Genomic DNA, 13,255 nt, shown 5'->3' on the forward strand with positions numbered 1-13,255 from the left:
TCGGTGGTTTTTTTATGCCTTTCACAATTCGATGTTTAGCGATTAGCCAACAATGTTATTCAATGTGGAGCTTGGACGCATTAACGTTGAAGTCTTTACATCGTCAAATTGATAGTAACCACCAAGATCGCCTGCAACGCCTTGAGCATTGTTTAGCTCAGAAACAATAACACTCTCGTTTGATGCAAGGTGCTCTGCAATTGGCGCGAACTCGTCTGCTAGTGCTTTGTCTTCTGTTTGAAGAGCTAGTGCTTGAGCCCAGTATAGAGCTAGATAGTAGTGAGAACCACGGTTGTCTAACTCACCAACGCGACGTGATGGCGACTTGTTGTTGTCTAGGAACTTGCCTGTTGCTTCATCAAGAGCTTTCGCTAGTACATTCGCTTTTTCTTTACCAGAAACGACCGCTAGATGCTCTAGAGAAGCTGCTAGTGCTAAGAATTCGCCTAAAGAGTCCCAGCGTAAGTGATTTTCTTTTTGAACCTGTTGAACGTGCTTAGGCGCAGAGCCACCAGCGCCTGTTTCAAATAGGCCACCACCGTTCATCAATGGAACAATAGATAGCATCTTCGCCGATGTGCCAAGTTCAAGAATTGGGAACAAGTCTGTTAGGTAATCACGTAAAACGTTACCAGTGACAGAAATGGTGTCTTCACCCTTCTTGATTCGATCTAGTGAGAACAGTGTTGCTTCCAGTGGAGCTTTCACATAAATTTCTAGACCTGACGTATCGTGCTCTGGAAGATATTGATTCACTTTTTTGATCAACTCAGCATCGTGGGCACGGTTCTCGTCGAGCCAGAATACCGCTGGCGTACTTGATGCACGAGCGCGTGTCACAGCCAGTTTCACCCAATCTTGAATCGGTGCGTCTTTCACCTGACACATACGGAAGATATCGCCTTCTTCAACTGACTGCTCAATAAGCACATTGCCGGCTGTATCGATAACTTCGACTTTGCCATCACCTTTTAGGATGAAGGTCTTATCGTGTGAACCGTACTCTTCTGCTTTTTGAGCCATTAGACCTACGTTTGGCACACTACCCATCGTCGTTGGATCAAATGCACCATTCTCTTTACAGAAGTCGATAACTGCTTGATAGATACTTGCATAGCTACGATCAGGGATCATTGCTTTGGTATCTTTCTGCTTACCATCCGGGCCCCACATTTGGCCAGATGAACGAAGCATCGCTGGCATAGAAGCATCAACGATAATGTCACTTGGTACGTGTAGGTTGGTAATACCACGGTCAGAATCAACCATTGCAAGTGCAGGTTGAGTTTCATAAACAGCTGCTAGATCGGCTTCAATCTCAGCTTTTTGAGCGGCTGGTAGTGAGGCGATTTTTGCGTATACATCACCAATACCGTTGTTTACATCAACACCTAGTTCTTCAAATAGCTGACCGTGTTTTGCAAATACATCTTTGTAGTAAACTTTAACTGCGTGACCAAAAATAACCGGGTCAGAGACCTTCATCATCGTCGCTTTCATGTGCAATGAAAGCAGAACATCTTGCTGTTTCGCCTCTGCAATTTGCTCTTCAAAGAAAGACACCAACGCTTTCTTGTTCATTACAGATGCGTCGATGATTTCACCCGCTTGTAGGGCAACCTTCTCTTTAAGAACGCTAGTCTCGCCAGTAGCTGAAGTAAATTGAATCTTCACATCCGTCGCATCAGCAACAGTGACCGATTTTTCACTACCGAAGAAGTCTTTATCTGTCATGCTAGAAACATGAGACTTAGAATCTTTCGACCATGCTCCCATTGAATGCGGGTTTTTCTTAGCATAGTTCTTCACAGATAGCGGTGCGCGTCGGTCTGAGTTACCTTCACGTAAAACCGGGTTTACCGCACTGCCTTTGATCTTGTCATAAGTAGCTTTGATAGCTTCTTGTTCTGGCGTGCTTGGCTCTTCTGGGTAGTTTGGCAAATCATAGCCATTTGCTTGAAGTTCTTTAATAGCAGCCTGTAGCTGTGGGATAGACGCAGAGATGTTTGGTAGCTTGATGATGTTCGCTTCTGGTGTTTTCGCCAGCTCACCAAGTTCAGCTAGTGCATCACCAATACGTTGCTCTTCTTTGAGGTATTCAGGGAAGTTAGCAATTATACGCCCTGCTAGTGAAATGTCTCTCGTTTCAACACTGATACCAGATGAAGCAGTAAATGACTGAATGATCGGCAGCAACGAGTAAGTTGCGAGCGCTGGAGCTTCATCAGTAATGGTATAGATAATTGTCGGCTTTTCTGTAGGCATGAAATTTCCCTATCGTTCTAATTGGGTATGAGTACCCTTATTAATCAACGTGCCTTCATCAAGGACACGTAAACGTTATGACGGAACGCGATTGAGTGGTTGATACAAAAAGTTTGCACATGAAAACCCTCTCAATTGGGCTTTTTTTGTTCAGTCAAACGAAATCCTAAGCACTTATAATTAAACAAATTTGGGCAATTAGTCTATTATCTTGTGCGTTATTCCTGTTTTTGAGCGCGCTTATGATAGCTCAAAACAACCGTAGACAAAACTACACCACACAGTTTGTTTACATTTTTGCAAGGTAGTTAACATGACGAATAAAACAGCGGCACCTCGTAGTAAGTCGACAAGCCGCGCTGCTTCTACACGTTTCAAACAGCACTCAGGTCCAGGAAGTAGACCGCGAAAGTCCACTTCGAAACCTGCGGTTAAACGAAAAACAGACACTAACCGAAGCAGACTACCCATTGAAGAACGCAAAGTGATCCTCTTCAACAAACCTTATGACACTTTAAGTCAATTCACAGATGGTGACGGACGTAAAACCCTTGCCGATTACATACCTGTCAAAGATGTATACGCCGCCGGACGCCTCGACAGAGACAGCGAAGGGCTGATGGTTCTTACCAACGATGGTATTTTGCAAGCTAGACTGACTCAACCAAAATCCAAGTCAGAAAAAACCTATTGGGTTCAGGTCGATGGAGCGCCCTGTGAGGATGACTTAGATAAGCTGCGACGCGGTGTAGTGCTTAAAGATGGGCCTACATTGCCTGCGAAAGTCAGCCTTATGGATACGCCTGACGTTTGGGAGCGTCACCCACCGGTGCGCTTTCGTGCCAACATTCCTACCACATGGTTAAGCATTACAATTATTGAAGGAAGAAATCGACAAGTACGTCGAATGACAGCCAATATTGGTTTCCCAACATTAAGGCTTATTCGTGCTTCGATGGCAGGGTTTGAGATTGGAGGCTTGCAGCCAGGTGATTGGTTGGAAATCCCCACCGATCACCCAGCTTTGAAGAGATAAGTAATCCAAAGCAAAGCTATTATTGCTGAGCAACAATAGCCCTCACATGCTCTAGGTCTTCAGGAGTATCTACCCCAGCAGGTGGTGCTTCCTGAGCCGTTGCGACGTGGATTTTTTCTCCATACCACAGCACTCGAAGCTGCTCTAGGCACTCAATTCGTTCAAGTGCACTCGGCTCCCATTCTACATAAGTCTTAATAAACCCAGCACGATAAGCATAGATGCCAATGTGTCTCAGTAGAGGGTTAGTTGCACGTTTTTTCGGCTCTGCAGCGTAAGCATCTCGATCCCAAGGTATCGTTGCTCTACTGAAGTACAGCGCATAACCTTGCTCATCCGTCACTACTTTTACCGCATTTGGGTTAAAGACTTCTGATTCATTCTCAATCGTTACACCGAGGGTAGCCATTGGCGCCGTGCTGCTCTCAAGATTATTAGCAACTTGCTTAATAATGCATGCTGGAATCAAAGGTTCATCACCTTGTACGTTCACAACGATGTGATCGGGTGCGATTTTCATCGACGCAACCACTTCCGCTAACCGCTCGGTGCCAGACTCGTGAGATGGAGAAGTCATACAAACTTCGGCACCAAATTGTTTTGCAGCGAGCTCCACTCTTTGGTCATCGGTTGCGATGATCACGCGATCGGCACCAGATTGTAGCGACTTCTCATAAACGTGCTGGATCATCGGTTTGCCACCAATATCCGCTAACGGCTTGCCTGGCAAACGAGAAGATTCATACCTTGCTGGGATAATGACCGTAAAAGACATTAGCGTCCCTCTTCCATACTCATTTGTCTCGCTTCAGGCTCTAGTAAAACCGGAATACCCTCTTTAATCGGATAAGCAAGACGATCAAGCTTACAGATAAGCTCTTGCTTATCTTTATCAAAAGTGAGTTTTCCTTTACATACTGGGCATGCCACGATTTCAAGAAGTCTGTGATCCATAACTTTCTATTACCTTGTTTATTTTTTTGAGTATTTCCCTACCGTCTTGCTCAGTAAATTGAGCCGATACAGGTAAATACCACCAATTGTTTTGTGCAAATGAACGACATTTTACGGCATCTTTCTCCGTCATAATGACGTTATCAGACCCATCACTTAGGGCATATAATTGTTCCGGTTGAAAATCTTTATGGTCTGCAAAGCCTTGGCTGCGCACCACATCTGCATCAAGATCATTCAACGTCTTAAAAAAACGTGGAGGATGGCCAATACCAGCAAACGCAGTGAGTTGCCCTAGTTCGGTCACAGCTTTACTCTCATTGGTTGTTAGATTGATAGCAAGCTCAGGCTGTAATTCAAAACGCTTCTCTTGCCCTAAACGAGGCTCCCCGCCATTGGTAACAACAAGGTCTACTTCTTCCAAGCGAGACAGCGTTTCTCGTAGTGGTCCTAGTGGAATAGATTGCTCATTACCAAAGCGGCGCACTCCATCAACCACTACAATTTCCATTGCTCTATCAAGCGCATAGTGCTGTAGACCATCATCGGTGATAATCACATCAACACCAAGACTTTCTAGTACCTTGACTGCATTCGATCTTACCGGATCCACAACAACAGGGACTTTGGTTCTTTCATAAATAAGCTTCGGCTCATCGCCACAGGCTTTAGTACTGGTCTGGGTTTCCACTTGCAAAGGATAATGGTTAGATTTACCCCCGTAACCTCGAGAGACTACTCCAGGTTTGAAACCTTGACGTTGCAAATTCTCAACCAGCCAAATAACGATCGGAGTCTTACCATTACCACCAGCGGTAATATTGCCAACGACAATCACAGGCACAGAAGCGCGGTAGCAATCTTTTGAACCATCACTGAAAGCTTTCCTACGTCGCTTCGCAATCGCTCTATATAACGCACTAAGTGGCCACAAAAGCGGCCACCATAAGTAGTTTAGTGGATTACGACCAAACCACAGTTTCTCAATCACTCGTTGTCACCAAACTGAATTTTATGCAGTTGAGCGTACGCACCTTTATGTGCAAGTAACGTATTGTGATCACCTCTTTCGATGATCTCACCGTCATCAACAACGAGAATTTCGTCAGCTTCTTCGATTGTTGATAAGCGATGAGCTATAACTAGCACCGTTTTATCCTTTTGAAGTTCATCCAACGCAGATTGAATCGCGCGCTCAGACTCAGTATCTAATGCCGAGGTTGCCTCGTCCAAAATCAGAACGGGAGCATCACGCAACAGAGCTCGTGCAATCGCGATACGTTGTCTCTGACCGCCAGACAAGCTTGCGCCATTCTCTCCGATTACGGTATCAAGGCCGTTGTCGAGACCATTAATGAATTCCATAGCATGAGCCAGTTTTGCCGCTTGCTCGATTTGCTCTCGGCTATATTCTCCATCAGTTGCATAGGCAATGTTGTTGGCAATAGTATCGTTAAACAGATGAACATTTTGAGAAACCAATCCGAAATGCTTACGCAAGTTGGTCAGCTTAATATCATCAATCTTGTGACCGTCAAGTTCAATATGTCCACTATCGACATCATAGAAGCGCGTAAACAAGTTAGCGATGGTACTTTTGCCCGAACCCGAACGCCCTACAAGCGCAATGGTTTTACCCGCAGGAAGATCAAAACTAACATGGCGTAACGCTGGCTTTTCGGTTCCCTGATAGGTAAAAGTGATGTCGTTAACTTTAATGTCGCCTTTCACTTTCGACAGCTCAACTGTACCAGTATCGCGCTCCGTATCTAAGTCCATCAGCCCAAATAAAGTTTGGCTCGCGGCCATACCACGCTGGAATTCAGCCGTAACACCAGTCAGTGCTTTCAATGGACGCATCAATGAAAACATAGCCGAGAAAATAACCGTAAAAGTACCCGCAGTAAGTTGCTCACGAATCTCATCGAAACTCGCCAAATAAAGGACCGCAACCAATGCTAATGAGGCAATCAATTGAATCACAGGGTTCGCAACCGCTGAAGCCGCAACCATTTTCATGCCCTGCTGCCTCATTTGGTTACTCATTTGATCAAAGCGCTCTTTTTCTACTCGTTGTCCGCCGTAGCTCAGAACAACTTTATGCCCTTTCAGCATCTGTTCTGCTGAAGTGGTCATATGACCCATAGAAGTTTGCATGTTGCGAGAGATCTTTCTAAAACGCTTAGATACAAAACTAATCGCCCAGGCTACAACAGGAGCGACCGCGAAAAGAACCAGCGATAACTGCCAACTGCTCCAGAACATCAGTATCAATAAACCCATGATACTTGCCCCTTCTCGGACAATACTGACTAGCGAGCGACTCGTCGCTCCTGCAACTTGTTCTGAGTCATAAGTAATCCGAGAGAGCAGTCCACCAGTTGACTCTTTATCGAAAAAGGAGACTGGCATGTGCATAAAGTGACTGAATATTTTGCGTCGTAGTTCCATGACGACTTTGCCGGATACCCAACTCAAACAGTAGGTCGAGACAAATCCACTGGTACCACGTATGAACATCATTCCAAGAATGATTAAAGGAAGGATTTTCAAGAAATTCGATTCGACATCACCAAAGCCTTCATCAAGTAGAGGCTTAAGTAGTGATAGCATGTAGGTATCTGCAGCAGCATTGATCACCAGTGCGATCACCGCAACGACGAGACCCGCTTTGTACTCTCGAATATAAGTCCAAAGACGCTTAAAGGTCTGCAGCGTCGTTTCATCTTGATTTAGCGACATAATTATTGTTCGTTTTCTTTTATCTATCTGTTCATTCTACTCTGCTTCGCAACATCTGCCTATACCAAGGGTCGAGGTTCTGGTTACGAAGCGTTGAAACGGTTAATTCTCCATCAAAAAAGACGAAATTAACCTGCCCCTGCTTACCTGTTTCATACCATTGAGCACCTCGCTCTAGGTATCGTTGTTTAACCAATTCGTTAGGCAGTTGCCAGTGGGAACGAAATTTCGTAGAGGCCACAACGTGCTCAGCATGAATCACTTGTGTCAAAAACGTAGAAGAGGAGGTCCGGCTGCCATGATGAGGTACACTCATAACATCAACACCTAGTTCAGAGAGTGTTCTGGCGATCAATATTTCGCTGACTTTCTCAATATCGCCTGTAAGCAATATTCGATGAACTGAATTGTCTCCCTGAACAAAACTAATCAGAACCACACAAGAGTGTGGGTTGTAAGCTCTGCCCACTCTCTTTGGAGGCCACAGCGCCTCAAATCGAATTGCCTTCCATTGCCAAGTTCTACCTCGAATACAGAGTTGCTCTTCTGTCATTCCATCTGGCTTCTTGACCCAATCAGGTTCCCAATAATTACGGAGTTCAATTTCACCACCAGCGTGGTCATTATCAGCATGACTGATAATAACTCCGTGCAGTTCTCTAACTCCTAAAGCTAAAAGATTGGGAGTCACTACCGTCCTCGCCATTGAGAAAGTTGGACTCGCGCGTCCTGTATCATAGAGTACAGCTTGATCTCCCTGTTTGATGGCAACAGAGAGCCCATGGGCCACATCAAAAAAGTGAACACTAACTTTTTGCCCGCTTTGTTTTAATGGCAATGTGACAGCACATAATATCAGTAACAATGCCAGCCACTTCAATGACACTACCTTTCTCAGAATAAACGCGAAAATTAATGGTATCGCATAGAAAGCTAAGTAACTTGGGGTGTTAATCCAGAACCAACTTGATAGGTTCAAAGAGTAATCAAAGGGCATCATCAGAATATCGACCAATGACCAAATAAAGCTCTCCTCTTCCAAGAGGACTGTCATCACAGTCGCTAAAAGCAATAAAGGAACGACTAAAAAACTAAACCATGGCACAAACAGCAAGTTATAGAAAGGTGACGCGACAGCAACCCCTTGAAATAAGCTGACCACAATGGGAATGAACAGCAAGCAGAGCAAAGCATGGGTATACAACACAGTACGAACACCAAATTGATACGAAACAACCGAGTTGGTCACCATAAGTGCGGAGACAGCGAGAAAAGAAAGCCAAAAACTGGTACTTGCGGCAGAAAAAGGTATCAAGGTGAGTATGAGAGAGGCAGCTACTAATAGAGTGGTCATACTCATTATCCTGATGTGAATAATGCTAAGCGAATTGGCAATGACAAGCATGAGTAGAGCGCGAACTGTTGGCGTAGCAAACCCACCTAAAGCCGCATAAAAAAACGCTAACACTAATCCTGTGAAGATACCTAACAATAAACGTAACTTCGTCGTTTTATAACGTAGTTCTGTTGGTAGAAGCAAAGTCAACACCAGCAGTGCCCCTCGTCCAACCAAATACCCAACGGCAAAAACTATTCCTATATGTAGGCCAGAGATGGCAACGAGATGAGACAATCCGCTGTGTTTTAATCGCGCCCAGTCTTCAAACGCGAGTTTGCTTCTATCACCGAAAATTAGCGCTAAATAATAACCTTGATGTATGCTGTTTTTAGTCGCAGACGTTACCAACCGATGTAATTTCGAACGCCAATCATACGTACTTCGAGCCATAAAATGACTGTCATCTGCTAGAACAATGTCGGCTAAAAAACGATTCGAGAAATAGTATTGCTCTTTGTCGAAACCAACCTGATTAAGAACACCAACAACGGGTTTTAGTTGAACCAAAGCTTGGAGTTCATCGCCCATTGTTAACGCTATCGGTGCATATAACTTAACGCTAGGCCTCTCAAAGAATGACAATTTTTCTCCATTAATCGATAAAATCGTCAATTCAACCTCATATCCACGAGTTATTTTTTTAAAATAGCTGTCAACTCGTCCTTTTATGGTAATATCTGTGCCAAATCGGTAAAGCACCTCTGATTGGTGCTTGTAAAGATTCCCTTGTATCAAAGCCACGGACATTGCAATAAAAACCACTGCAATTAACGAGCAGCGTTTTATTAGTAAGGCTATGCTAATTAAGGATGTAGGAATCAGCCAGTAGTAATGAGGCATCATTGGCCACCACGCAACACTGATAAGTGTTAGTGAAAAAACCAACGGTGCAACAATGCCTGTTAAGAGAGTCATGTTTCCCTATGCCAAGAAAGTTCATTAAACGTTTCATGCCCGATCACGAGATGATCAAGCGACAAAAGGCATTGAAAGTGTTCGGCAATGTCCTCTATAACCCAAACCTTTGGTGTTTAAATCGACGCTCAGCGGCAGGCGCTTTTGCGGTTGGTTTGTTTATGGCTTTTGTCCCACTACCAAGCCAAATGATTATGGCGGCAGGGTTAGCTATCCTGTTTGGTGTAAACCTTCCGTTATCGGTCGCACTTGTATGGATTAGTAACCCTGTGACCATGCCAGTACTGTTTTATTTTGCGTACAAGATCGGCGCATTTTGCTTGAATACGCCTCCGCAGCCATTCCATTTTGAGTTGTCTTGGCAATATTTATCCGACCAAATGACCACCATTGGCCCCCCGTTCCTCTTAGGGTGCGCGATATGTGGTATTGTTGCTTCTGTTGCTGGGTATTTCGGCATTCGTGGCCTTTGGCGTTACTCTGTGGTTCGCAGTTGGCAGCAACGCGCTACAAGATAACGTTAGCTTGAAACTGACAACAGAGTCGTAAACAGAAACTACGAGTGTGACGACACTTCTAAGCAACAAGACTGTCGACCAAATATGAAAAAGCCCGTCAATGATATTCATTGACGGGCTTTTTCTTGAGATTAAATTACTTGGCGCTCAGTACTGAAGCTGGGTTTAACTGACTTGCCTTAGTTGCTGGATACCATGTCGCAATCAGACTTAACACCGTTGCAGTCCCCGCCACTAAAGCCACATCACTCCAAACCAACTCAGATGGCAGAAAGTCTACAAAGTAAATATCGCCAGATAAAAACTTATGACCAATGAGAGACTCAAGGCCAGAAACCAATGGCGTGAGATTCAGTGCCACTAAACTACCCAGCATACCACCGACAATACTACCCACTACGCCAGAAAATACACCTTGCCAGATAAAGATGCGTTTTATGAGGCCATCTGTGGCGCCCATCGTACGTAATATTGCAATTTCAGATGCGCGATCTTTTACCGCCATCATCAGCGTTGAAACAATATTGAAGCACGCAACACCAATAACCAAAACCATCACCAAATACATAATGGTACGAACTAACTGAATATCTCGATATAGGAAACCATATTTCTGTTTCCAGCTACGTAAATAGACATACTCCGTTAAGGTATTACCCACCTCTCTAACAATCAAAGGGGCATTGAATACGTCATCTACTTTTATAGAAACGCCAGTAACTTGATTACCTAGTCGAGCATACTGCTGAGCATCTGCTAACGGAACAATCGCCAAGCTATGGTCAATCTGTCCATTTAACTCGAGCAAACCAGATACTTGGGCTCGAACTCGTCTTGGTGCTTGCACTTTGCTGGTGTTGCTAGTGGTTGGGATCATTAACGTTACGTAGTCACCTACTTTTGCATCCACTTGATCTGCGACCCCTTTGCCGAGGATCACTTGCTGTTCACCGGCATGAAAATTTTGCCAAGCAGTGCCTTTCACAAAGCCTGGTAGTGTCGACACTTTGGTTTCAAGTTCGGGGTCAACGCCGCGAACTTCAACAGCTTTGAGTAGGCTGCCCTTTTCAACCAAAGCTGTCATTCGAATATAGGGTGCAGCCGCCTCTACTTTTGAGTGTTTCATTGCCGAGTCCATCACCTTTTGCCAATTTTTGATCGGAGCATTCACACCTTCAAACTCACCATGGGCAATTACGGATAACACTCTATTCTTCAGCTCGCGCTCAAAGCCATTCATCGCAGACAAACCAATGACAATCACCGCCACCCCAACGGCGATGCCAACAATGGATGAAATCGAAATAAACGACACCATTTTGTTACGTTGTTTGGCTTTGCTAAAACGTTTACCAATAAAAAATGATAGTGACACATTAGCTCCTTGAATTACGCAATTTTGGCATCGAGTAGCAGGCCATCTTGCATATGCATCTGCCTATCCATTTTCGCGGCTAACTCATTATCATGAGTCACCACTAGAAAAGCGGTTCCGTATTCTTGGTTAAGTGTTCGCATCAAATCATATATAGATAAAGCCGTAGTATGGTCAAGGTTACCGGTCGGCTCATCAGCCAACACTAACGCAGGCTTATTGACCAAAGCTCTAGCGATGGCAACTCGTTGGCGCTCTCCTCCCGAAAGCTCAGAAGGTCGATGCTCTAAACGATGTTTTAGCCCCACACGCTCTAGCAATGCACTCGCTTCGGCCTTCGCAAGTTTGGTTCCCATACCACCAATGAGTAACGGCATCGCCACGTTTTCTACCGCTGTAAAGTCACTGAGTAGATGATGGAACTGATATACGAACCCTAAGTGTTCATTACGAAGCTTGGCTTGTTGGTTGCTGCTTAAAGTCAGTAGAGGCTCACCAAGGAAAGTAACCTCCCCTTCCGTTGCCTCATCCAAAGCACCTAGTACGTGAAGTAGAGTTGACTTACCGGAGCCAGAAGAACCAATTATAGACACCAACTCACCTTTGGAGATCTCAAAACTCACGCCTTTAAGTACCTCGGTATCCACCGCCCCATCGTGATACGTTTTTCGAATGTTTTGACAGGCGATTAACGGACTACTCATATCTTAAAGCCTCTGCTGGTTTAACGGATGATGCTCGGAAAGAAGGAAACAGTGTGGCTGCTAAACTCAGCAACACAGCGCAAATAACAACGACAATAATTTGGCTAGGATTCACCACTATCGGCAACTGTCCACCAAAGCTAAATAAAGCGACACCCATGACTTCCAATAGGCTATTAAGGTTGTTTGCCAACAACACACCAAGAATGCCACCAACAATGGCTCCTAGTGCACCACTGCTGGCACCCTGAACCATAAAGATGGCGAGCACTTGACGGTCAGTCATGCCTTGCGTTTTCAAAATGGCGACTTCTGATTGTTTCTCCATCACCACCATAATCAGTGCGGAAATAATATTGAACGCCGCTACGCCGATAATGAGCCCAAGCATCAGCCCCATCATATTCTTTTCCATTTTTACTGCTTGGAATAATTCGCCACGTTGATCGCGCCAGTCACTCCATAACCAACCATCCGGCAATGGCTGTTCACTTAAATTGGAAACAACGAACGGGTCATTAAAAAACAGTCTCCATCCACTCGCTTCATCGGCTTTGTAACGCATTAACTTGGCGGCGTCTTTCAAATGAGTTACGACTAATTGGCCATCCACATCGGAGCCAGTGCTATAAAGCCCAGCAACAGTAAACATTCGCTGACTCGGGATTCGCCCAAGCGGCGTATACTGGCTAGCACTGGTAACCATTAGTCTTACCTTATCGCCAACGCGCACATCGAGCTCTCGGGCAAGCGTATGACCCAACAAAACCTGATACTTTCCTGCTTGTAAATTATCTAGGCTACCACTTACCAGACGATAGCGAATCGGATCATCAGTTTCGGGCTCAATTCCAATCATCATGGCAGCAGACAATCCCTGATGGCTTTGGACCACAGCCTCACTGCGGACAATAGGGACCGCTGGCTGACTGGTAGCAAAACTATTCAGCAACGCATCTGGCTTGTCATTTAAGTCGACTCGACCTGAATCATGTGAAATAACCGCTTGAGGCAAAACGCCAAGAATTCGACCTTTCAGTTGAGCTTCAAATCCGTTCATTACTGAGAGAACAGTAACGAGCGACAAAACACCGATAGTGATTCCTGCGGTCGACATATAAGATACGAACCGACTAAAGCGATCGCCTGAGCGACCTCTTAGGTAACGTAATCCAATAAAAACGGGCAAAGGGTGAAACATAATAATGGCCATGGGACGAAATCTATGAGTAATGTAACCAGAAAACCCATTGGGTTGTAGCCCCGATTGTAAATTTCCTTTTAAATTACGTACTTTTGACCTTTCATTCGGTCATTTTCTTGATAACTCAGACATACACAGAGATA

Annotated in this window: 11 protein-coding genes; 2 read left to right on the forward strand and 9 right to left on the reverse strand. The window is 44.8% G+C overall.

The features are described from left to right. Window positions 1-42: 42 nt before the first annotated feature. Window positions 43-2,265: an NADP-dependent isocitrate dehydrogenase gene (locus JKJ11_RS11410; protein ID WP_124939981.1), complete on the reverse strand. Its 2,223-nt coding sequence runs from the start codon at window positions 2,263-2,265 to the stop codon at window positions 43-45. A gap of 313 nt (window positions 2,266-2,578) precedes the next feature. Between JKJ11_RS11410 and JKJ11_RS11415 the strand changes: the two genes are divergently transcribed. Continuing rightward, window positions 2,579-3,301 (forward strand): pseudouridine synthase, encoded by a 723-nt coding sequence (locus JKJ11_RS11415; protein ID WP_252038201.1) that lies wholly within the window; start codon window positions 2,579-2,581, stop codon window positions 3,299-3,301. A gap of 19 nt (window positions 3,302-3,320) precedes the next feature. Here JKJ11_RS11415 and kdsB read toward each other — a convergent pair whose 3' ends face one another. Genes kdsB through JKJ11_RS11440 form a run of 5 tightly spaced genes read right to left on the reverse strand, consistent with a single transcriptional unit; the run spans window position 3,321 to window position 9,311 of the window. Then, window positions 3,321-4,076, reverse strand: coding sequence for a 3-deoxy-manno-octulosonate cytidylyltransferase (kdsB, locus tag JKJ11_RS11420; protein ID WP_198558060.1), 756 nt, complete (start codon window positions 4,074-4,076; stop codon window positions 3,321-3,323). After that, window positions 4,076-4,255 carry a Trm112 family protein gene (locus JKJ11_RS11425; RefSeq protein ID WP_006075338.1) on the reverse strand — a complete coding sequence of 60 codons (180 nt, stop codon included), beginning with the start codon at window positions 4,253-4,255 and terminating at the stop codon, window positions 4,076-4,078. Before JKJ11_RS11425 ends, kdsB begins: the two co-directional genes overlap by 1 nt. Beyond that, window positions 4,236-5,246: a tetraacyldisaccharide 4'-kinase gene (gene lpxK / locus JKJ11_RS11430; RefSeq protein ID WP_252038203.1), complete on the reverse strand. Its 1,011-nt coding sequence runs from the start codon at window positions 5,244-5,246 to the stop codon at window positions 4,236-4,238. Before lpxK ends, JKJ11_RS11425 begins: the two co-directional genes overlap by 20 nt. Further along, window positions 5,243-6,997 (reverse strand): lipid A ABC transporter ATP-binding protein/permease MsbA, encoded by a 1,755-nt coding sequence (gene msbA, locus JKJ11_RS11435; protein ID WP_252038205.1) that lies wholly within the window; start codon window positions 6,995-6,997, stop codon window positions 5,243-5,245. Before msbA ends, lpxK begins: the two co-directional genes overlap by 4 nt. Window positions 6,998-7,028: 31 nt before the next feature. Further along, window positions 7,029-9,311, reverse strand: coding sequence for a DNA internalization-related competence protein ComEC/Rec2 (locus JKJ11_RS11440; RefSeq protein WP_252038206.1), 2,283 nt, complete (start codon window positions 9,309-9,311; stop codon window positions 7,029-7,031). Window positions 9,312-9,319: 8 nt separating this feature from the next. Between JKJ11_RS11440 and JKJ11_RS11445 the strand changes: the two genes are divergently transcribed. Continuing rightward, a complete protein-coding gene (locus tag JKJ11_RS11445; protein WP_006075333.1) occupies window positions 9,320-9,829 on the forward strand; it encodes a DUF2062 domain-containing protein in 510 nt (169 codons plus the stop codon). A gap of 136 nt (window positions 9,830-9,965) precedes the next feature. On the opposite strand, the gene lolE is transcribed toward JKJ11_RS11445, so the two are convergent. From lolE to lolC, 3 genes are all read right to left on the reverse strand, one after another. Continuing rightward, on the reverse strand, window positions 9,966-11,147 hold the full coding sequence (gene lolE, locus JKJ11_RS11450) for a lipoprotein-releasing ABC transporter permease subunit LolE (protein ID WP_252039114.1): 1,182 nt from the start codon (window positions 11,145-11,147) through the stop codon (window positions 9,966-9,968). Between the two features lie 71 nt (window positions 11,148-11,218). Further along, complete coding sequence (gene lolD, locus JKJ11_RS11455) at window positions 11,219-11,908, reverse strand: lipoprotein-releasing ABC transporter ATP-binding protein LolD (protein WP_038229573.1); 690 nt, start codon at window positions 11,906-11,908, stop codon at window positions 11,219-11,221. Then, window positions 11,901-13,109 (reverse strand): lipoprotein-releasing ABC transporter permease subunit LolC, encoded by a 1,209-nt coding sequence (gene lolC / locus JKJ11_RS11460; protein ID WP_038223394.1) that lies wholly within the window; start codon window positions 13,107-13,109, stop codon window positions 11,901-11,903. Before lolC ends, lolD begins: the two co-directional genes overlap by 8 nt. Between the last annotated feature and the right edge of the window lie 146 nt (window positions 13,110-13,255).

Origin of the sequence: Vibrio sp. SCSIO 43133, from assembly GCF_023716845.1 — a bacterium.
Lineage (GTDB): Bacteria > Pseudomonadota > Gammaproteobacteria > Enterobacterales > Vibrionaceae > Vibrio > Vibrio mediterranei.

What these genes read in the sequence shown, in the direction of transcription:
- JKJ11_RS11410 (WP_124939981.1), bottom strand. Translation starts at nt 2,265, where the DNA reads ATGCCTACAGAAAAGCCGACAATTATCTATACCATTACTGATGAAGCT.
- JKJ11_RS11415 (WP_252038201.1), top strand. Translation starts at nt 2,579, where the DNA reads ATGACGAATAAAACAGCGGCACCTCGTAGTAAGTCGACAAGCCGCGCT.
- kdsB (WP_198558060.1), bottom strand. Translation starts at nt 4,076, where the DNA reads ATGTCTTTTACGGTCATTATCCCAGCAAGGTATGAATCTTCTCGTTTG.
- JKJ11_RS11425 (WP_006075338.1), bottom strand. Translation starts at nt 4,255, where the DNA reads ATGGATCACAGACTTCTTGAAATCGTGGCATGCCCAGTATGTAAAGGA.
- msbA (WP_252038205.1), bottom strand. Translation starts at nt 6,997, where the DNA reads ATGTCGCTAAATCAAGATGAAACGACGCTGCAGACCTTTAAGCGTCTT.
- JKJ11_RS11440 (WP_252038206.1), bottom strand. Translation starts at nt 9,311, where the DNA reads ATGACTCTCTTAACAGGCATTGTTGCACCGTTGGTTTTTTCACTAACA.
- JKJ11_RS11445 (WP_006075333.1), top strand. Translation starts at nt 9,320, where the DNA reads ATGCCAAGAAAGTTCATTAAACGTTTCATGCCCGATCACGAGATGATC.
- lolE (WP_252039114.1), bottom strand. Translation starts at nt 11,147, where the DNA reads ATGGTGTCGTTTATTTCGATTTCATCCATTGTTGGCATCGCCGTTGGG.
- lolD (WP_038229573.1), bottom strand. Translation starts at nt 11,908, where the DNA reads ATGAGTAGTCCGTTAATCGCCTGTCAAAACATTCGAAAAACGTATCAC.
- lolC (WP_038223394.1), bottom strand. Translation starts at nt 13,109, where the DNA reads ATGTTTCACCCTTTGCCCGTTTTTATTGGATTACGTTACCTAAGAGGT.